Source organism: Peribacillus sp. Hz7, assembly GCF_042136355.1.
Lineage (GTDB): Bacteria > Bacillota > Bacilli > Bacillales > DSM-1321 > Peribacillus > Peribacillus asahii_A.
The window spans coordinates 48,398-68,828 of the sequence record NZ_JBHHJV010000013.1; the positions used below are offsets into that span (position 1 = coordinate 48,398).

17 protein-coding genes are annotated in these 20,431 nt (G+C 36.1%); 1 reads left to right on the plus strand and 16 read right to left on the minus strand.

All coding sequences use genetic code 11. The features are described 5' to 3' along the window. Positions 1 to 6: 6 nt before the first annotated feature. From ACE199_RS16345 to ACE199_RS16395, 11 genes are all read right to left on the minus strand, one after another. Entirely contained in the window at positions 7 to 783 is a 777-nt protein-coding gene (locus tag ACE199_RS16345) for an enoyl-CoA hydratase/isomerase family protein (RefSeq protein ID WP_375350743.1), read from the minus strand. Positions 784 to 823: 40 nt separating this feature from the next. Further along, on the minus strand, positions 824 to 1,606 hold the full coding sequence (locus tag ACE199_RS16350; protein WP_375350744.1) for an enoyl-CoA hydratase/isomerase family protein: 783 nt from the start codon (positions 1,604 to 1,606) through the stop codon (positions 824 to 826). Positions 1,607 to 1,666: 60 nt separating this feature from the next. Beyond that, positions 1,667 to 2,866: a CaiB/BaiF CoA transferase family protein gene (locus tag ACE199_RS16355; RefSeq protein WP_375350745.1), complete on the minus strand. Its 1,200-nt coding sequence runs from the start codon at positions 2,864 to 2,866 to the stop codon at positions 1,667 to 1,669. Between the two features lie 83 nt (positions 2,867 to 2,949). After that, on the minus strand, positions 2,950 to 3,732 hold the full coding sequence (locus ACE199_RS16360) for an IclR family transcriptional regulator (protein ID WP_252295107.1): 783 nt from the start codon (positions 3,730 to 3,732) through the stop codon (positions 2,950 to 2,952). A gap of 101 nt (positions 3,733 to 3,833) precedes the next feature. Continuing rightward, entirely contained in the window at positions 3,834 to 5,012 is a 1,179-nt protein-coding gene (locus ACE199_RS16365; RefSeq protein WP_375350746.1) for an acyl-CoA dehydrogenase family protein, read from the minus strand. 190 nt (positions 5,013 to 5,202) lie between these two features. Beyond that, complete coding sequence (locus ACE199_RS16370; protein ID WP_375350747.1) at positions 5,203 to 6,780, minus strand: class I adenylate-forming enzyme family protein; 1,578 nt, start codon at positions 6,778 to 6,780, stop codon at positions 5,203 to 5,205. A 345-nt stretch (positions 6,781 to 7,125) separates the two neighbouring features. After that, positions 7,126 to 7,536: a PaaI family thioesterase gene (locus ACE199_RS16375; RefSeq protein WP_375350748.1), complete on the minus strand. Its 411-nt coding sequence runs from the start codon at positions 7,534 to 7,536 to the stop codon at positions 7,126 to 7,128. Between the two features lie 36 nt (positions 7,537 to 7,572). After that, positions 7,573 to 8,637 carry a TRAP transporter substrate-binding protein DctP gene (gene dctP / locus ACE199_RS16380; RefSeq protein ID WP_375350749.1) on the minus strand — a complete coding sequence of 355 codons (1,065 nt, stop codon included), beginning with the start codon at positions 8,635 to 8,637 and terminating at the stop codon, positions 7,573 to 7,575. A gap of 67 nt (positions 8,638 to 8,704) precedes the next feature. Beyond that, positions 8,705 to 9,880, minus strand: a complete 1,176-nt coding sequence (locus ACE199_RS16385; RefSeq protein WP_375350750.1) for an acyl-CoA dehydrogenase family protein — start codon at positions 9,878 to 9,880, stop codon at positions 8,705 to 8,707. Between the two features lie 405 nt (positions 9,881 to 10,285). Further along, the gene (locus tag ACE199_RS16390) at positions 10,286 to 11,068 is read right to left on the minus strand and encodes an SDR family NAD(P)-dependent oxidoreductase (protein ID WP_375350751.1); all 783 of its coding nucleotides are present in this window, start codon (positions 11,066 to 11,068) and stop codon (positions 10,286 to 10,288) included. A 25-nt stretch (positions 11,069 to 11,093) separates the two neighbouring features. Further along, positions 11,094 to 12,278 carry a CaiB/BaiF CoA transferase family protein gene (locus ACE199_RS16395; RefSeq protein ID WP_375350753.1) on the minus strand — a complete coding sequence of 395 codons (1,185 nt, stop codon included), beginning with the start codon at positions 12,276 to 12,278 and terminating at the stop codon, positions 11,094 to 11,096. Between the two features lie 490 nt (positions 12,279 to 12,768). Here ACE199_RS16395 and ACE199_RS16400 point away from each other — a divergent pair, with 490 nt between their 5' ends. Next, a complete protein-coding gene (locus ACE199_RS16400; RefSeq protein ID WP_375350755.1) occupies positions 12,769 to 14,307 on the plus strand; it encodes a 2-isopropylmalate synthase in 1,539 nt (512 codons plus the stop codon). A gap of 213 nt (positions 14,308 to 14,520) precedes the next feature. On the opposite strand, the gene ACE199_RS16405 is transcribed toward ACE199_RS16400, so the two are convergent. The 5 genes from ACE199_RS16405 to ACE199_RS16425 form a co-directional block, all read right to left on the minus strand. Beyond that, a complete protein-coding gene (locus ACE199_RS16405; RefSeq protein ID WP_375350756.1) occupies positions 14,521 to 15,507 on the minus strand; it encodes an NAD(P)H-dependent flavin oxidoreductase in 987 nt (328 codons plus the stop codon). A gap of 109 nt (positions 15,508 to 15,616) precedes the next feature. Then, positions 15,617 to 16,987: an MFS transporter gene (locus ACE199_RS16410; RefSeq protein WP_375350758.1), complete on the minus strand. Its 1,371-nt coding sequence runs from the start codon at positions 16,985 to 16,987 to the stop codon at positions 15,617 to 15,619. A 132-nt stretch (positions 16,988 to 17,119) separates the two neighbouring features. Beyond that, entirely contained in the window at positions 17,120 to 18,175 is a 1,056-nt protein-coding gene (locus ACE199_RS16415) for a TRAP transporter substrate-binding protein (protein WP_375350759.1), read from the minus strand. A 56-nt stretch (positions 18,176 to 18,231) separates the two neighbouring features. Then, positions 18,232 to 19,509, minus strand: a complete 1,278-nt coding sequence (locus ACE199_RS16420) for a TRAP transporter large permease (protein ID WP_375350760.1) — start codon at positions 19,507 to 19,509, stop codon at positions 18,232 to 18,234. Between the two features lie 50 nt (positions 19,510 to 19,559). Beyond that, the gene (locus tag ACE199_RS16425) at positions 19,560 to 20,096 is read right to left on the minus strand and encodes a TRAP transporter small permease (protein WP_375350762.1); all 537 of its coding nucleotides are present in this window, start codon (positions 20,094 to 20,096) and stop codon (positions 19,560 to 19,562) included. Between the last annotated feature and the right edge of the window lie 335 nt (positions 20,097 to 20,431).

Below are 20,431 nucleotides of genomic sequence, written 5' to 3' on the forward strand. Positions count from 1 at the left end.
GTATTTTTATTGATTAAACACCGGTTTACGTTTTTCGAAAAAAGCCTGAACACCCTCTTTGAAATCCTTTGATTCAAAACACATAGCTTGTGCAAACCCTTCCAATTCTAGCGTTTCATCAAGATCCGCTAAAACACTCCGATTGACCAATTTCTTCATAAACCCTAATGCCATATCTGGTCCTTCCGCAAGCTGTAAGGCTAAACCATACACTTCATCCATTAGTTGTTCATCCTCAACAACACGATTAATCATGCCAATATTTTGTGCCTGTTCAGCAGATACTTTTTCTCCTAAAAACATAAGCTCTAATGCACGATGACGCCCTATTAGTTTCGGTAAAAAATGAATGGCTCCAAGGTCAGGTATTAATCCTACTTTCGCAAAACTTTGGATAAAAGCAGCGGAACGGCTGGCTATAATCATGTCACAAGCTACCGCTAGACTGACCCCCGCTCCTGCGGCCACACCATTAATTGCTGCAATAACAGGCTTTTCTAAATTCACTATCGAATGGATCATTTCATGTCCAGCTTGCAGTCTCTTTCTACCTGAAACAGCATCTACTTCTTTTAATGCACTTAAATCTCCTCCAGCTGAAAACGCTTTCCCTTCACCCGTTAAAACGACGACTTTTACTTCATCATTCTGTTTAACAGAAGTGAAAAAATCTTTTAACTCTTCCCGCATTTCCAATCCTAGTGCATTTCTCACTTCGGGGCGATTTAGCTTAACCGTACAAACCCCATTTTCAGTTGTCACGTCAATATTTTCATAAATCATGTTTTCACTTCCTACCTTTATTGATTTATAATCTACTAAATCATTTACCGACAAACTGTGGTGAACGCTTTTCTACAAAAGCACGGACTCCTTCCAATCGATCTTCCGTATTAATACAGCGGTTGTAATAATCTATTTCTATTTTTCTTGCCTCTTCATTCGGCATTCCGAATATTTCATCTACAGCCGCTTTACAATTTTGAACAGCTAGTGGAGCATTACTAGAGATTTTATCCGCCAACGCTAGCGCCTTTTCTCGTATATCACTTGATTTTGCTAGAATATTCACAAGCCCCGCTCGATCAGCTTCTATACCTGAAACCATTTTCCCTGTACATACCCACTCTTTCGCTCGATGAACTCCGATACGTTTAGATAATAGCCTTGTACCACCGCCGCCAGGCATAATTCCTCGTGTTACTTCAGGTAAACCAAAGGCTGCAGTTTCTGCAGCTACGATCATGTCGCAGTTTAAAATCATTTCAAATCCTCCGGCTAGTGCATATCCATCGACTACAGCTATTACAGGTTGTTTTAAATCTTGTATACTATTAAACATATTTTGAAATAGTTGATGTTGCGTACGCCATTCTGTTTCTGTCATATTATTTCGTTCTTTTAAATCAGCTCCAGAGCAAAAGGATTTTGGATTAGAAGAGGTAAGCAAAACGACTCTAACATCGCTTTTTGCTATCGTTTGAAAAATTCCGAGAATTTGTTCAGCCATTTCTGAGTTAAATGCATTTCTCGCTTCTGGACGATTTAAAACAATTTCCGCAATAGTGCCTGTTTCTCCAACTCTTTTCCATTCAACAAATGCCATAACTGTCTTTCCTCCTCATTCACATTAAAACTCACAATACTTTTTTAATTTTCAGATATTTCAATTTCCAACTGGCGTATGAGTACCAATTACTCCTTTACTTCTAAAATCATCAATGTTAGCTCTAGAGTAATTTAATGCCGATAAAATTTCCTCGGTATGCTCTCCAAGAATCGGTGCATGAGAATGAATTTTTCCTGGCGTATGTGAAAATTTAATAGGGAATCCAATTTGCTTAATCATTCCCGCTACAGGGTGATTCATTTCAGTAAATAACTCTCTTTCAATAATTTGAGAATCTGAAAAGATTTCATCAATATTATAGACAGGTCCCACACATGTATCTTTTGTTTGTAATAAATCCAGCCATTCTTGCTGATTCCTTTGTTTAAATAATTCACTCATATCTTTCTTTAATTGTTCTTGAATGTCTTCAGGTCCTTCATGAAGTTCAATCCACTCGGGCTTTCCAACTAATTCGCAAATTTCTTTCCAAAATTTCTTTTCCGATGCTCCAACTGAAAGATATTTCTGATCTTTCGTTTCGTAGACATTGTAAAAAGCAAAGTGGCCATCTAAACGAGTTTTCCCTCTTTCTGGAATGGAACCCGAAGCGAAATAATCTGAGAGTGCCGCATATAACCATGTAACAGCACCATCTAGCATCGATACATCAACATATTGACCCTTTCCGGTTTTTTCTTTATGAAAAAGTGCCATCATAATGCCGGATAGCGCCATCAATGCTCCTCCGCCTAAATCAGCAATTTGAACTCCTGGAACGACTGGTTTTCCATCCTTCTCACCAATCAAGCCTAATATGCCGCTGTAACCGATATAATTGATATCATGTCCAGGTAAGCGGCGATAAGGACCAGTTTGTCCATACCCTGTTAACGAACAATACACAATTCCTTCATTAATCTTGGAAATTTCATCATAACCGATACCCAATCGATCCATGACCCCTGGACGAAAGCTTTCTAAAATAACATCCGCGCTTTCAGCCATTTTCTTGAAAATCTCTTTGCCTTCTTCAGTCTTAAGGTTTAATTCAATACTTTTTTTATTTCGATTTACCGTTAAATGTCTGGCTCCAATTTCTTCAATGGCCGGCTTTCTCCAGCGTATATAATCTCCTTGCCCTGGTTCTTCAATCTTAATAACTTCTGCGCCGTAGTCTGCCATTATCAATGAACAATAAGGTCCTGGAAGTAGCCTTGATAGATCTAATACTTTAACTCCGTTAAGTGCTCCCACATTATTACTCCTTTTCAACAAATATTTTTCTTCTTTGACAAATAGCTTTATAATAGTATTATTGAACACGCTTACAACGTTGATTAAAAACTCCTGATTTTCCTGCTGATTTCATCAGCAACTTCTCTAATTAATCTGCCTTTTACATGAAGATCTTCTCTCTCAAATTGAGAAGTAAAACCAATTAACTCTATGGACATTTCAACTTTATTTCTAGTATCAAAGATTGGAGCGGCTATGCCACACAAGCCTTTTATATACTCGCCATAAGTAATCGCATACCCAGTTTTCTTTAAATTCTCAATATCTCTTTCGATTAGTTGTAAGTCCTCTTCTGAAAATGATTTTAAGCCTTGAGCTTGTTTTAAATAATATTCTCGTAATTCCTTATCCATATATGCTAAAAAGCACATTCCAAATGAACCGTCAGTAATTGAAAAATGTCTTCCTACTGATACACTTACTCCAAAATCACTAGCTTCTGATTTTGCTATAATTGCTAATTTTTCTTCACCAATTTTATTAACTAGAATCGAAGTCATGCCTGTTTGTCTCGTTAAGTCTTCTAGATAAGGCATAATGACAGAGATATAATCTAAATGTTCCTTTGCTCTTTCCCCTAAAACAACGAGATATGGACCGAGCGTATATCTTTTTTTATCCTCTAAATATCGAACAATTGAAAGATTTTCCAAACTTTGTAAAATCCTGTAACAAGTGGCTGGACTCAATGATAATGCATTAGCAATCTCCGTTACAGTGCTTTCACTAAAACGTTTACGACTGAGCAACTTTAGTATTCCAAAGGCATTTTCCAATGCTGGTACTGAATATTTCTTTTTTTCCTTAGCTTTAGCGTTTTCCATTTATTTACACCTCTTGATTATTATTTTATATATAAAAACTTTTTTTGTCAACAAAAAACACCACTAATATTCAGCGGTGTTTTAAGAAGTAGATAAACTTGTTACAGTCCCATTCTTTTTGCAATAATCACTTTCATAATTTCATTTGTTCCTGCAAAAATCGGAAAAACGGCAATATCTCTATAACGACGAGCCACTTTATATTCTTCCATATACCCATATCCCCCGTGCAGCTGCATACATTGAGAAGAAATTCTTCTTGCCATATCCGTAATCCACCATTTCGCCATAGAAACCTCTGTTACAATATCATCACCATTTTGGTGTCTAACAACCAACTGGTCAATAAATGTGCGCCCGACCTGAACTTCTGTTGCTATTTCAGCTAGAGTAAATTGGGTATTCTGAAACTTACTAATTGGCTTGCCGAAGGCCTCTCTTTCTTTCACATATTGGAGGGTTAACTCCAACATATCTTCAGCAGCTACCTGGCCTCCAATTGCTGCTAAAATACGTTCCTGCTGCAATTTAGCCATTAAATATTTAAAACCTTGCCCTTCCTCACCAAGCAGATTAGCAGCAGGGACTTTAACATCTTCGAAAATAAGTTCAGCCGTATCCTGAGAATGCATGCCGACTTTATCTAATTTTCTTCCTCTTGAAAATCCTGGCGTGTCTCTTTCTACTAAAAATAAACTAACCCCTTTATGCGGAGGACTTGCTTGCGGATCCGTTTTACAGGCTACAATGATTAAATCAGAGAGAATCCCATTTGTAATAAACGTTTTCTGACCATTAATAATATAATCATCACCATCTTTAATAGCGGTTGTACGAATATTAGCTAAATCTGAACCCGCTCCCGGTTCTGTCATAGCAATAGCGGTTATGATGTCCCCGCTTACACAACCAGGGAGATACTTTTGTTTTTGTTCATCTGTTCCAAAAGAATTTAAATAAGGGACAACGATATTACTATGTGTTCCCATTCCAGAAAGCCCCGCCCCGACTCGACCTAATTCTTCAGATAGAATAATAGATAAACCAAAATCACCACCGACACCGCCGTAATCTTCACTTACTTCCGGGCACAAAAATCCATTTTCACCTAGTTTTCTCCATAACGTTCGAGGGACTATTCTTTCTTTTTCCCATTGTTCAAAAAAAGGAACAGCTTCTTTTTCTAAAAATCTCCTTAAAGAGTCTTGAAACATAATATGTTCTTCCGTGAAATAAGGACGATTTGTTTTTTGAATATCATATACAGCAGTATTTGGCATTTGTTTCCCTCCGTTTTATAAATCATTTATTTTTTGGGTCAATGAACAAGTCATAAAAAAGCCCTTTATAATGGGATGACAGGTGATTCCCTATTTCCCCCACTAAAAAGGACCAATTATGATGGACAAGGATAGGTAAAAAAATAGCCTTAGATAAAATTGGCTTTCGTTGGTTCATTCAACTATTTTCTTAATGAACCTTATTTTCTTGAGCATTTGAGCGTAAAACCGTTTTTAATACTTTGCCGGCTGCATTTCTTGGAAGGGAATCTATAAATTCGATTATTCGTGGTTTCTTGTAGGAGGCGATATGCTGCTTACAAAATTCAATAACTTGTTCTTTCGTTAATTGCTTTCCAGGTTTTAATACAATATATGCTTTAACCGTTTCTCCCCATCTTGAATCTGGAATGCCGATTACAGCTGCTTCTAAAATGTCGGGATGACGATAGAGCACTTCTTCAAGTTCTTTAGGATAAATATTTTCGCCACCGCTAATAATCATGTCCTTTTTACGATCGACTACATAAATATAGCCATCTTCATCCATCCGAACTAAATCACCGCTATGGAACCATCCCCCTTTAAAAGCTTCTTTCGTCGCTTCAATATTTTTATAGTATTCCTTCATCACAGTTGGCCCTTGATACACAATTTCTCCAACTTCTCCTACAGGTACATCATTCATCTCATCATCTACAATCCGAATTCGAACGTTAATGGATGGTTTTCCAACAGATGCTGTTTTATTATTGCGAAGAGAATCTTCACCATACAAATAGGTTGTAGATGGGCTCATTTCCGTTTGCCCAAAAGCTTCATATACGTTAGCGTTTTTAAATACTGTCATAATGCGTTTCTTTATTTCAACAGGACAAATAGCCCCGCCCAACGAGCAATTTTTCATTGAACTTAAGTCATAATCTAATAGATTAGGAACTTGGAACAAAAAGTTCCACATTGCTGGGACTAAGAACATCGAATTGATTTTTTCACTTTGAATGGTTTCAAGAATGTTTACGGGTTCGAATTCTCGCTGAAGAACAATCGTACCTTCCGTTAGACAATTTTGTACTAAAAGAGATAACGCTGCTATATGGAAAAGAGGAGGAATTACTAAATGTTTTGTTCCTTTTGGTGAAGAATTATGATATAGCTTGTTCATACCATTAATATAAAGATTTTTATGTGTCAGCACTGCTCCTTTCGGCCTTCCAGTCGTTCCAGATGTATAAATAATGACATGGGCATCTTCGTCATTTAATATCTCTATACTTTGATAGCTTACAGGATTTTCAAAAATGGTTTCATATGAAATAGCATCGAAATCAAGTTCTTTCTCTACAGTATCTACTATTACAATCATTTGGAGTTGCGGAAGCTTATCTATTATCGGGCGGATGGTCTCAATAAATTCTTCTTCAATAAATAATATTTTCACGTCTGAGTTATTTACAATATATTCAATTTCGCTAGCAACTAAACGGAAATTAACTGGAACGAAGACACTTCCATTTAAACTCGTCCCAAAATATAATTCTACAAAGGGAATTCCGTTTTTAAATAGACAACCCACTTTGTCATTCCTGCCGATGCCTTGTTCTTGGAGCCATCCTGATAACTGAGAAGCACGTTTAAGTAGTTCTTGATAAGTTAATCGTTGATGCCCATATACAAAAGCGACTCTCTCGGGTACATTATGTGCAGCACATTTTAACGCCTCTCCAATAAGTAGCTGTTGAGATAAAGAAACTTTTAATTGATTCATCTAATTCCCCTTTCGACACTTATAAATGAAGGAAATGATTATTCAGTTTCAACTCTTGTGAAAATAACACAGTTATAAGTTCCTCCTTCGTTTCTTGGAGGAAAAGAAACGATTCAACTTTTCTGAAAAGCGGACTTCATACGCCTTAAGCAAAAAATCATATGAATCAGCACTATTCATTAACATAGTTAAATTTTAATATAGAAGAATTTCATTGATTCTATCCAGGACATTTTAAAGAAATAAAAAGGATTCTAAAACAATAGAACCCTCTTTATTTCTATTTGAATCCCCCTATTACGTAACATACAAGAAGTTTCATTAATTATTACTTATTAAAATCTTTCAACGGTTTCTTATTCTTTTAAAGGTGCCAGTTGCTTTCGCTAATAATTGACCATTAGAATCTTCAATTATTCCTTCTGCAGTCATAATGCTTTTTCCATGTTGAATAACATTAGCTTTTGCAATCATTGTTTCCCCATTTTCCACTGGAGCAAAATAATTAATCGTTACATTCACTGTCACAATAGATTGTTTAATGACTGTACGAATGGTTGCCCCCATCACTGAATCGAGAATACTAAAATACACTCCTCCATGTACTCCTTGATTCACGTTTAAATGGGCCGGAGTAACTTTAAGAGAATAAACGACAGACCCTTCCTCGAATTCTTCTAATTTAATGCCTAAAAAATTGTTAAACGGGCTGTTTTCATAAATTTGTCTCATATCTTCCATTGATTCCACTAGCACAAAGCGTCACCTCTTCTTTAACTCAAGATTAAGTTTTTACTTATATTTTTCTAGTTTTTCTTTATACAGATTTAGTACTTCTTCATACGAATGGCCGTCAGATTTATTCTTTTCTAACCAAGATTGATTAAATTCTTCTGTTATCTTTGTCCATTCCTCTTGTTCTTTCTTTGTTAATTCTGCTATCGTTCCGCCGTTTTTTACGAACTCCTCATTGAATTTATTCGTTTCTTCCTTATAAATTTCTCCTGCTGATTCCATAATTTCTTCTCCCGCTTGAATCATCGCTTTCTGTGTATCCTCAGAGAGTCCTTGCCAAACCTTTTCATTAACGACTAATCCGTGTATAACAGATCCAACATGTGGAAAAACTCCATAATTAAGAATTTCTTCTGCACCAGAACTTTTTACAGCCATAGAGTAGTAATTAGCCGCTTGGATAACTCCTTTATCAAGAGCTTCATACGTTTCTCCATGAGAGATTGTAACAGGGACTGCTCCCATAAATTTATACATCTCACTTGTAATGCCTCCTGCTGTTTTCACCTTCAAGCCTTTTAAATCGTCTGGTACACGAATTTCCTCCCCTGTTGTCCAAATTTCGTTCGGAGGAGATACATGAGTCAAAACAGGCCTAACTCCATTATTTAAGTAATCTTTTTCTAATAATGTCGAGCTTTCTTGCAACAAGTCACGATAAGCGAGAGTTCCTTGATTTGATGTCTCACTAAGATTCGGAAGACCTGCTATCATATGACTATAAGGCATATTATCTGGGAAATAGTTAGCTGGATAGATACTAATATCAGCCACACCATCCTTCGTTAACTTCAAGAGATCTTGAGCTTTCCCTAATTGTTCGCTAGGGAAATATTGAAATTCAACTTTTCCTTCAGTTAACTCTGTCACTCTTTCCATCCAAGGTTTTGTTACCGCTGTATAAATAGGAGATGTATCAGCAAAATAAGACGCTAATTTCAAAGTAACTTTTTTGTCCTCCTCTTTTTCTGAGCTGTTTGTAGTACTTGAACTACAGCCTGCTATTAGCAGAGAAAGAGTAGTCATAATCGTTGTGAAAATTAAAAGCCTCTTTTTCGTCATTAAATTACCCCCAATTAAAGCGTTTATTTTAAGCCATTAACCGTAACTTAAATAAATTTGAATACGGTTACATTCCTAAGTTCTTAGCGATAATAATCTTCATAATTTCATTCGATCCGGCATAAATAGGGGCGACAGCTGCGTCACGGTATCTTCTAGCAATCTTATATTCCTCCATATAGCCATACCCGCCATGCAGCTGCATACATTCTGCGGAAATCCGTCTAGCCATGTCAGTAAGCCACCATTTTGCCATAGATACCTCCGTAACAATATTTTGACCTGCCATATGCTTGACAATTAAATCATCAACAAACGTACGACCTATTTGAACTAATGTAGCAATTTCCGCTAGTTTAAATTGTGTATTTTGAAATTTACTAATTGGTTTGCCAAAAGCTTGGCGTTCTTTTACATATTGTAACGTTATGTCTAACATGTCTTCTGCAGCAACGATTCCTCCAATTGCAGTGAGAAGGCGTTCTTGTTGCAATTTATCCATTAAATAAAGAAATCCTTTTCCTTCTTCTCCTAAAAGATTAGAAGCTGGAACACGTACATCTTCAAAGATTAATTCAGCTGTATCTTGACTGTGCATGCCAACCTTATCTAGCTTTCTACCTCTCGAGAAACCAGCCATTCCTCTTTCTATCAATAACAGACTTACTCCACGATGCGCAGGAGTTGCTTTTGGATCTGTTTTACAGGCTACTAATACGACATCAGAAAGGATTCCGTTTGTAATAAATGTTTTTTGACCATTGACAATATAATCAGAACCATCTTTAATAGCTGTCGTAGAAATATTTTGCAAATCTGATCCTGCTCCAGGTTCAGTCATAGCGATTGCGGAAATCAATTCGCCGCTAACGAATTTTGGTAAGAACCTCTTCTTTTGCTCTTCTGTCCCAAAAGAAGAGAGATAGGGAGTAACTACATTACTATGTAGGCTTATTCCGCTAAGTCCCGTACCTACTCTAGCTAATTCCTCTGATAGAATAGCCGCAAAGCCAAAATCTACCCCCATGCCTCCGTATTTCTCATCAACGAAAGGACAAAGAAATCCCTGTTTGCCTAGTTTCAGCCATAATTCACGAGGTATTAAACGTTCTTCTTCCCATTGTGTAAAATAAGGCTCCACTTCTTTTTCCACGAATTTTCTTAATGATTCCCGAAACATTAAATGTTCATTAGAAGGATAAATACGACTTGCTTGCGCCTTATGAATAGTTTGATTACTCATCTTTTTCCCTCGCTCTCCTTTTTATAGTATTGCTGCTATATAATCATGCAATTTCTATGCCAACAAAACCAACCTATGTCTTTCAAGGATTCTCCTATTTCAATGCTACAGAAAGGAAACACTATTGTGTTTAATTGTCTTAAAAATCGGACAGTGTCTCTTTTTCGAGACAGTTTTGAAGTGCATCACCATTTCTTTTTCATCACAGAGGCGTATGTCCTTCCTTCAAAAACAGGCTAGTCAAATAGCAGAAAGAGGTTAACCTAGCCCATCGTTATGAAACGACCTTTTAGGTCAACCTCTTTCGTTCGCCATTATAAAAGCAAAGCATTTCTACAAAATAACAGGACAGCAAAGACTTGTTGAATGTATTCCACACTCAACGGAAAGTTAAGACTCCAAACTTTATAAAGCCTCTCCTTTCCCCCCATCAATATTGACGGAGGTCCCTGTGACGTAGGATGCAGCATCCGATACTAAGAAACTAATCACATTAGCTGCCTCATCCGTTTCACCAATTCTCCCTAATGGGATTTTATGGGAAGTTAATTTCGAAAACTCCTCCCACGACAAATGACCATAATCTCTTTTCCACTTTCTTTCTATTTGCTCACTTCTAATTAATCCAATACAAACTGTGTTCACTCGTATATTATATTTAGCTAAATCTTTGCTCATTGCATTTGTTAAAGTCATTCCTGCTGCTCTGCTCACACTCGTTGGCAGTGATGAGGCAGGAGCCGTCTTAGCGATTGTTGCTGTGACATTTAAAATTGCTCCACCTCCTCTTTCTTTCATATACGGAATCGCAGCATTCGAACAAAAGATTGCAGCAAATAGCTTTAAATCTAGATCTGCTCTCCACATTTCTTCATTAACCAGTTCAAATGAATGTGCAGAGCTTTGACCAGCATTGTTAATTAATATATCAACCCCGCCAAAATGCTCTGCCGTCTCCCTAACAAACTCCTCACAATCACTCTTTATAGACACATCTTTTGAAGCATAATAGACATCACTTCCCGTTGCCTCTTTAATAATTGCTGAGGCCTCTTGCAATTTCGTGATATCTCTTCCGCAAATAGCAACGTTCGCCCCTTCTTTTGCTAATAATAGGGCTGTTGCAAAGCCAATCCCCTTACTGCCGCCTGTTACTATGGCGACCCTATTTTTCAAGTTTAAGTTCATTGGTTGTACTCCTTCTTATGAATAGTTAAATAATTTTCCCTTGTTCCAAATTCGCAATTTCCTCTTTTGAATAGCCTAATTCTAGTAATACTTCGTGCGTATGCTCTCCTAGTAAAGGAGGATGTTTTTTTAATTGTGCAGGGGTTTCAGAAAATTTAATTGGAAATCCAGGAACTTTTAAATTTTTGACAACAGGATGTTCAATTTCGAGGACCATCTCTCTTGCGATTACATGTGGGTGAGTCATGATTTGATCGATAGTATGAATAGGTCCACATGGTACTCCGGCGTGTTCCATTCTTTCAAAAATCTCCTTGCTTTCCATTTTGGATAGACGTTCATTAATCATTTCAACAAGTAATTCGCGATTAGCTACTCGATCATCGTTTATTTTAAATCTAGAATCCTCTAATAAGTCATTCCATTCAAAGCCTTTACAGCACTTTTCCCACAATCTATCATTCGCTACCGCTAATATAATATCCATGTCCTTGGCTTGAAAAGCTTGATAAGGAACAATTGTCGGATGCCCTGATCCATATCGTTGCGCTACTTGTCCAGTAGCAAAAAAATTAGTAGCTAAATAATTTAAAATAGCGACCTGACTATCTAGTAAACTAGTATCAATGAATTGTCCTCTCCCACTTTTCTCTCTAGCAAATAGCGCAGTTACAACTCCAAATGCTGCAAACATACCTGTATTAATATCCACAGTGGAAGTTCCCGTCTTCACCGGCGGCCGTTCGGGATCTCCGGTTACGCTCATTAAACCGCTGAATCCTTGTAATAATAGATCATAACCTGGCCTGTTCCTTTCAGGTCCGGAACGCCCAAATCCAGAAATCGAACAGTAAATTAATCGTGGATTTATTTCTTTTAATTGTTCATAGCCGTATCCTAATTTCTCCATAGTTCCTGTTCTAAAGTTCTCGACCAGCACATCAGCTTCTTTTACTAATTTATATATAATGTCTCTACCTTCTGGAGATTTTAAATCAATCGTAATACTACGTTTATTTCGGTTGGATGAGAGATAGTAGCAACTTTCACCGTTCCATGTAGGCGGGGTAAATCTTCTTGTTTCATCACCTACAGATGGCTGTTCCACTTTAATAATATCTGCTCCCATATCACCTAACATCATCGTACTAAATGGACCTGCTAATGTTCTTGATAAATCTAATACTTTGATTCCCTCTAAAGCTTGCAATCTAGTTCACCTCAGACCGTATAATTTTATTCTGTGTTAACAGATAGACTTTAACTATTTAAGAAGGCGCTTTCAAACATTACTTCCCTATTTCTCTATAGACAAGACCTTGTCGACATGTATGCCTAGTCTACTTTTAAAACAACCAACAAGGGGCCCCATCTTTTATTTCCTAACTATAATTTATCCTCCTCTCCTTTTTCTACAATTTAATTAACATTATTTAACATTATCAGACTTTTGAATATATTTCCAATTCAAAACATTCATAAGAGTGAAATAATTATTGTTCATACGGCTATAGGGATCATTTAAATACATATCTATATAAGAAATCACGACCGTACTCATTCAAAAAATAGCTTGAATATATGTTTTGGAGATTGATAAAATACTTGAATCCCCTAAAAAATTGTAGTAGTATACATTTTATACAAAAAATGGATAATGATATCCGTAATAGGTGATTAATTGAAAAGGGGGTTTCATGATGGAGAATAAAAGAGTTTATTTTTTTGATACTACATTAAGAGATGGTGAACAAACACCTGGGGTGAATCTTAATCAAGAAGAAAAGGTGGAAATTGCACTACGATTAGAAAAGCTAGGAATCGATATTATTGAGGCGGGATTTGCTGCTGCATCGCCTGGGGACGCACAAGCTATTAGAGCAGTCGCACAAGCTGTTTCTAAACCAATGGTAGTCAGCCTCGCTCGAACAAATAAAGAAGATATTGATGCAGTAATAAATGCTATTGGAGATATTGATAATACAGGTATTCATATTTTTATAGCTACTTCCCCGATTCATCGAGAACGTAAACTAGGATTGACAAAAGAACAAGTAGTAGCCAAAGCGGTCGAAAGTGTCTCTTATGCAGCCAAACATTTTAAACATATTGAATTCTCCTGTGAAGACTCTACACGTACCGAATTAGATTTTCTTTGTGAAGTAGCCGAAAAAGTGATTGAAGCAGGCGCAACTGTTTTGAATTTCCCTGATACAGTCGGTTACACAACTCCTGAAGAATATATCAAGCAATTTCAATATATTAAGGAAAATACAGCAGGAATTGAAAACGTACGCTTAAGCTGTCATTGTCATGATGATCTTGGTTTAGCATTAAGTAATAGTATTGCGGCCATTAAAGCGGGGGTTACACAAGTTGAAGGCTGTATAAATGGGATTGGTGAACGAGCAGGAAATGTAGCTCTTGAAGAAGTAGCTGCTTTATTAGAAACTCGAAAGGATTATTATCATAAAGAAACAGGGATTGATTTGAAAGAAGTGGCTAGAACAAGTAAATTAGTAAGTAGACTTACAGGCATTGCTATTCCTCCTAACAAAGCGGTTATAGGTGGAAATGCATTTGCTCATTCTTCTGGTATCCATCAGGATGGGGTTATTAAAGATAAATCTACCTATGAAATTATGAAGCCTGAAAGTATTGGTTTTCATGAGACTAAGTTAGTATTAGGCAAACTCTCTGGCAGAAATGCGCTTAAAAAGAGATATGAAGAGCTCGGTTATTTTGTTAACGATGAGCAGCTTAGAGAAGTTTTCAAAAAGTATAAAGATCTTGCCGATCGTAAAAAGGAAATTTTTGATGAGGATATTATCGCTTTGTTAGAAACACAGACGACAAAAGAAAAGCATTCTTTATATTCATTTAAAGACTTCAGTTTACAAATACTTACAGATAATCAATATCGAGCATTCGTTAATATCGTGCATAGCGACGGCTCTTTAATTGAAGGAATTGGTGAAGGAAATGGTCCGATTGATGCTCTTTATAAAGGAATAGATGGTGCTCTTCAGTTGGAGGATACCGAATTAGTCGATTATAAAATCAACTCCATTTCACAAGGAAAAGATTCAATTGGAGAAGTATTTGTTAAAATTAGAAAGAAAGGATCGTTATTCCAAGGCAGAGCTATTAATGTTGATATTATCGTTGCAAGTGCTAACGCTTATATCGATGCAATTAACAGATTAAAAACCCCACATGAAAATTTATCCAAAATTTAAAACGATCAACTACGTTTAATAAACTTCTATGCTGGCTATTTATAAATATTGATACCACAAAAAAGATGGCTTCTATTTTGAAGTCATCTTTTTTTGTGGCCAATTGGCTATGTGTTAGTTAATGTTCGGTTTAGTTTAAAAAACCAAAGCTAAAATGAGCTATAAATCGTTTTATCAACACTATTAGTTAACAGCGTCAATTCATTTAAATAATTAACATTGTATCTTTCTTGTAGATATTAAAGCAGATAAGGCTTGTTCATACTCTTCTTCAAGGTCATTAACTACTTGAGAAATTGGTAGAACTTTATCAATTGTCCCTACGCCTTGACCAGCAGACCAGATGTCCTTCCAGGCCTTTGCTTTTACTTCCTTATTCTCCATATGTGAAAAATCTATCGTTTCTTTTCTCTCAAGCTGCGAAGGGTCAAGACCAGCATTTTTAATACTTGGAATCAGATAATTGGCATGTACCCCGCTAAAAGCAGGCGTGTAAATGATATCATCAACTGTTGAATCCGTTACCATCTCTTGATATTCTTTGCTAGCATTACTTTCGTTTGTAGCAATAAATCTCGTTCCCATATAAGCAAAATCTGCGCCTAAAGCTTGGGCTGCCAATATATCTTGTCCATTCGTAATACAACCAGAAAGCAGGGTAATTCCATTCCAAAACTTTTTGACGGCTCCCATAAATGCTATTGGATTGATTGTGCCACCATGACCTCCTGCCCCATTACAAACTAACACTAATCCATCGACACCAGTCTCTGCCGCTTTTTTTGCATGAGTAAGGGTCGCTACATCAGAAAATACAAGTCCACCATATTCATGGACAATGTCAACAACAGATGTAGGCTTACCTAATGAAGTAATAACAATAGGAGGTTGATATTTCTTAATTAATTCCAAATCTGTTTCATAACGCTTATTTGATTTATGGACAATGAGGTTGACAGCCCATGGAGCTATTTTCTGATCAGGATTCAACGCTTTTGCTTCTTCTAATTCTTCAGTAATTCGATTCATCCATTCTTCTAAAATTTCCCCTGTCCTTGCGTTTAATAATGGGAATGAACCAATTATGCCCGATTTACAAGCTTCAATCACTAATTCTGTACCAGATACAAGAAACATTGGTGCTGAAATAACTGGTAACCTTGTTTTTTCCAAGAGCATATTTAATTTAGTATTTGTCATGATTATTCCCCTCTCTTTAAAATATGAGAATAGTATATCTAAAAGTATTAGGATTATTAACCACCATTCTATAATAGTACCATTATTTTTAATATTTTGTAAATATTTGTTAAATGATTCTCTCGAACTTAACTTTTCGATAATAGAAATAAAACATGACCATAGCGCAAAAAATAAAAAAAGAAATACTTAAGAAAATATTTCTATAAACTAGTTCCAATAATAACCCTTTTTGAAATGTTAACATTAGACCAGCAAGAGTTACGCCAAAGGCGCCTCCAAAAAACTGTACTAACTGAGTCATTCCTGCACCTGCCCCAATTTCCACGATTGATAAAATTCTTGTTACTTCATTAGAAATACTTGAATTGATTGTAGAAAATCCAATACTAAACAATATATATATTGTAAGTAGTGATAATGGAGATACAGTAGAAAATAATCCTAGCATAATAGTTCCACTAAAAAGCAATAACTGACCTGTGATAATTAATGATACACTTCCAATGCGGTCAATTAATCTCCCTATAAACTGAGAAGCTATTGCCCCTAAAATCGCTCCAGGAAAAATAATCAACCCTACTTCTGCTGGTTCTTTTTTAAAAACAACGGTTAAAATAATAGGCAATAAAAATAAAGTTGAAAAGTTGGTTAGAAACGTAGTAAATCCAATAAAAAGTAATTTTAAAAATTGTCGATTTTTAAGGAGCTTCGGTTGAATAAAGGGCGCCTCCATTTTATGAAGATACTTCCACAATATGAAACCAAGAACTAATGTACTTATTAAAATGACATATGAAAAGGTAGAGAAGAATAATAAAAGCCCTGTTACACTTAATGCCGTAAGCACTGCACCAAGTAGATCAAAATGTCCCCTCTTGACCTTTTCTTTAGGCAACAACTTTTGAAAAAAAGGAATAAATAAAACAACTAAGCCTGTAATCCCAAATAGATATTTCCATCCTAAATATTGAGTAATGGCTCCTCCTACCACAGGACCTAAGCCGAATGCTAAGGAAACAGCAGAAGTAATAAATGACATTGCTTTTCCTCGTCTCGTTATCGGTACATAGCGCCTGATAAGCACTACAACTAGTCCCGGAACTGCCCCTGCTCCTGCAGCCTGTAAAATACGGGCTGCTAGTAATAGATAGAAATGAGAAGCAAAGAACCCTAGTATGGATGATACTCCTAATATCGCTATGCCAATTAATAATAATTTAGAGATGGGAATAAAATCAGACAGTCTACTAAAAGTCAAAGTAGAAATGGCAAATGCGATAGAATAACCAGATACAATCCATGATGCCATCGAAGAATTGATAGAAAGCTCACTAAGTACGGTCGGCAACGCTACATTAAACATCGTTGTATTCATGACTACTAACCAACTAGTGAAACTCCAAATGATAAGGATTTTATTCTCTTGAATAGGTTTGGCACTTGCAAAGTCCGAAGTAGGGGTAGAAATGGACGACATTGTCTCTCACCTTAATTCTTATATTTTTTGAAAACCGAAATATTAAAAAGGCCTTGCTTTTAAACAAGACCCAAAATTAACTTCAAATTAATTTAACCTAACTATTAGATTGGTGTCTGGCATTCTTATTTTTTATTTATATTTTTCTAAACTCTCTTTATACTGTTTTAACACTTCCTCATACGGAAAGTCTTTAGATCCTTGTTCTTTTAACCATTTTTCTGTGAATTCTTCAGTAACTTTTTCCCACTTTCCTTTTTCTTCATCGGTTAATTCTACGATAGTACCCGTTTTGCTGAACTCCTTATTGAAGGCCTCTGTATCTTGATCGTACTTTTCTCCAGACTGTTCTATTAACTCTTGTCCTGCTTCCTTCATTGCCTTTTGTACATCTTTAGGAAGTCCATTCCAAACCTTTTCATTAACGACTAACCCATGAATAGCCGTCCCTATGTGTGGAAAAGTCGCATATTTAAGAAGATCTGCCGTTCCAGAAGCTTCCACAGCCACACTGGAGTAACCCGCGCCTTCTATAACACCTTTCTCAAGAGCTTCATATGTCTCTGTATGAGAAACCGTTACAGGAACTGCTCCCATATATTCGTACACTTCGTTAGCGACTCCACCTACTGTTCTAGCTTTTAACCCTTTTAAATCTGCTGGTACTCTTACTTCTTTTTTCGTGGTCCAAATTTCATAAGTCGGTGATACATGTCCTAAAATAGGAACGAGCCCATTTTTTGAAAAATCTGTTTCTAATAGTTCCTTATTTTGCTGTAATAATTCGTTATAAGCTGCTGTTCCTTGATGTGAAGTCATACTAAGGTTCGGCAAGCCTGCCAACGCATTTGTTAAAGGCATATTATCTGGAAAGTAGTTGGCTGGAAAAACACCAATATCCGTTACTCCATCTCTTGTTAATTTCAGCATATCTTGAGCTTTTCCTAGCTGTTCTCCAGGATATGCATCGAATTGTACTTTACCATCAGTAAGTTCAGTTACTCTCTTCATCCAAGGTTCCGTTACATATTTATATACTTGGGATGTAACTGGAACATACGTAGCTAACTTTAGTGTAATCGTTTCATTTTCTTTTGAATCATTGGAAGAACTTGTACTGCATCCGGCGATTACTAGAGAAAGAATCGAAATTATAATTGTAAGACTAAACAAACGCTTGGCTTTCATAATATTTTCCTCCACCCAAAAGTTATAGTTGTTTTATAAACCCCATCAAATTAGCTCTACATATTAGTTGGTAAGTAAAGAGCAATTTGTGGAAAAATAACTAGGAGTAATATCGTTAATAGCAATATCCCGATAAACGGTATAGACCCATAAAATACACGGTCAACAGGGACTTGGGAATGCTTACTTGTAATAAATAGATTAATTCCAACAGGCGGTGTAACAAGACCAATTTCTAGTAACAGTACAACAACTACACCAAACCATATTTCATCAAAACCTAAAGCTTGAATGATTGGAAATACGAGAGGTAAGGTCAAAATCATAGAGCCGATCAAATCCATAAACAATCCAAGGATGAGGTAGAAGACAATAATTAAAAATAAAATGGTCCATTTAGATAAACCGCTCTCAGAAATTGCTGAGATAATACTTTGTCCAGTACCAGTTAATGTGAAGAAATATGCGAATATGTATCCGCCAATCACAATGGTAAAAATCATAGCCGTCTGCTGAACAGCGTCTTTAAGTGATTCAATAACAGATTTAACATTTAATCGCTTTATAAGTAAACCGATTAAAAGTGCTCCTAATGCTCCAAATGCAGCAGCCTCTGTAGAAGTTGCAATTCCTAAATAGATAACGGCTAAAACAAATACTACAAGTATCAGCATCGGCCAAATTGTTTTTAAAGAAGCAAATCTTTCACTCCATGAGGATTTTTCAATTTTAGTATTCAATTTTATAGAAGTAATGAAGATGAAGGCACAAAGAAGTCCTGCAAGCAGTATTCCTGGTAAAACTCCAGCCATTAATAGGTGCCCTATTGATGTTTCTGTTTGCACGGCATAAAGAATAAGCGGAACACTAGGTGGAATTAGGACGGCTAAGGTTCCCGTAGATGAAGCAACTAAACCGGCAGCAAAAGTATCCTTGTATTTAGCCCTAACCATCTCTGGGATACAAATTTTTGACATAATCGAAGTGGCAGCGATACTTGAACCAGATAACGTTCCAAATCCTGCACTGGCAAATACGGTGGATACTCCTACTCCACCTGGTACATGACCAATCCATTTTAGGATACAGTCATATAGATCTTTCGCAATATTACTTTTGGAAATGAAGTTCGCCATTAATATAAACAAAGGGATTGTTGTTAAAGTAAAACTATTGACACTTCGATAGGCTGTTGATGAAAGAATCCCAGTAAATGTATCAAACCCGCTAACCAAGAAAATGCCTAACGAACCAACAACTATTAAAGTAAACCCAATAGGCATGCCTATAAATAATAGCAACAGCAATAAGAGAACAATTCCTAATGCTAACATAGATAATATCCCCCCCCTTAAATAGATAAAACTAATGTATGAATCTTTCTTTAACCAGTAATTTGCTTTTCAGAATCAGCCAAAGAATTACTAGATATCACTTTATTTGGAAAAATAATCGAGACACATTCTATTAAAAGTCTTAATGTTATCATCATCATCCCTAACGATATGATGAATAGGGCCGGTGCAAGCGGATAACTTAACACGCCAGAAGATCGAATATTCTGTTCGATGTATTCTAGACCTTCTTGAAAATTCAATATGCTAATCAAAAAGAATAAGCAAGCAGCAAAAAGATTTGTCATACATTTCGTGATGTTTTTGATTCGTTTGGAAAACTTATCCTCTAGAAAAGTTACTTTTACATGACCATCCTGTTTATGAGTATAGCTTAACGATAAATAGACTAGCAGCACCATTAAATACTCTCCAGTTAATTCAATAGTTCCTTGAATAGGTCTATGAAGAAACGTTCTTAACATTACATCTACAAAAATCCATACCATCATAAGAAACAAAGTAAACGCTGAAATTCCAGAAGTGACTTTATCGATACTTTCAAAAAGCTTTTTCAACTTTTCCATTATTACCCACCACCTCTTTGCTTAGTTTGAAACTTATAGAGTATTGATACTTTCAGCTATGACCTTTCCTTTCTCTCGTCGATTCTTTTAAATCATACATAGCCGTAATCAGTTCTAAAATAAACGAATTCACCTCCTTTATCAGTACTTAATAAAGCTTTGCGATGAAAAAAAACATGCAAAATGAAAGACAGCAGAAAATAATACAGACGTTTTTCAACTGATTTTTTCTCACTGTCAGTGCACTGTTAGTTGCGTATTTATTTAATTGAAAAGTTTTAGATAGTCGGATAATTATATGCATGTTATAAATAGATTTATTTTTCTGGGGAACA

Excerpts from the sequence above, each read along its gene's own strand:
- ACE199_RS16345 (WP_375350743.1), bottom strand. The coding sequence starts at position 783 with ATGATTTATGAAAATATTGACGTGACAACTGAAAATGGGGTTTGTACG.
- ACE199_RS16350 (WP_375350744.1), bottom strand. The coding sequence starts at position 1,606 with ATGGCATTTGTTGAATGGAAAAGAGTTGGAGAAACAGGCACTATTGCG.
- ACE199_RS16360 (WP_252295107.1), bottom strand. The coding sequence starts at position 3,732 with ATGGAAAACGCTAAAGCTAAGGAAAAAAAGAAATATTCAGTACCAGCA.
- ACE199_RS16365 (WP_375350746.1), bottom strand. The coding sequence starts at position 5,012 with ATGCCAAATACTGCTGTATATGATATTCAAAAAACAAATCGTCCTTAT.
- ACE199_RS16370 (WP_375350747.1), bottom strand. The coding sequence starts at position 6,780 with ATGAATCAATTAAAAGTTTCTTTATCTCAACAGCTACTTATTGGAGAG.
- dctP (WP_375350749.1), bottom strand. The coding sequence starts at position 8,637 with ATGACGAAAAAGAGGCTTTTAATTTTCACAACGATTATGACTACTCTT.
- ACE199_RS16385 (WP_375350750.1), bottom strand. The coding sequence starts at position 9,880 with ATGAGTAATCAAACTATTCATAAGGCGCAAGCAAGTCGTATTTATCCT.
- ACE199_RS16390 (WP_375350751.1), bottom strand. The coding sequence starts at position 11,068 with ATGAACTTAAACTTGAAAAATAGGGTCGCCATAGTAACAGGCGGCAGT.
- ACE199_RS16400 (WP_375350755.1), top strand. The coding sequence starts at position 12,769 with ATGGAGAATAAAAGAGTTTATTTTTTTGATACTACATTAAGAGATGGT.
- ACE199_RS16405 (WP_375350756.1), bottom strand. The coding sequence starts at position 15,507 with ATGACAAATACTAAATTAAATATGCTCTTGGAAAAAACAAGGTTACCA.
- ACE199_RS16410 (WP_375350758.1), bottom strand. The coding sequence starts at position 16,987 with ATGTCGTCCATTTCTACCCCTACTTCGGACTTTGCAAGTGCCAAACCT.
- ACE199_RS16415 (WP_375350759.1), bottom strand. The coding sequence starts at position 18,175 with ATGAAAGCCAAGCGTTTGTTTAGTCTTACAATTATAATTTCGATTCTT.
- ACE199_RS16420 (WP_375350760.1), bottom strand. The coding sequence starts at position 19,509 with ATGTTAGCATTAGGAATTGTTCTCTTATTGCTGTTGCTATTATTTATA.
- ACE199_RS16425 (WP_375350762.1), bottom strand. The coding sequence starts at position 20,096 with ATGGAAAAGTTGAAAAAGCTTTTTGAAAGTATCGATAAAGTCACTTCT.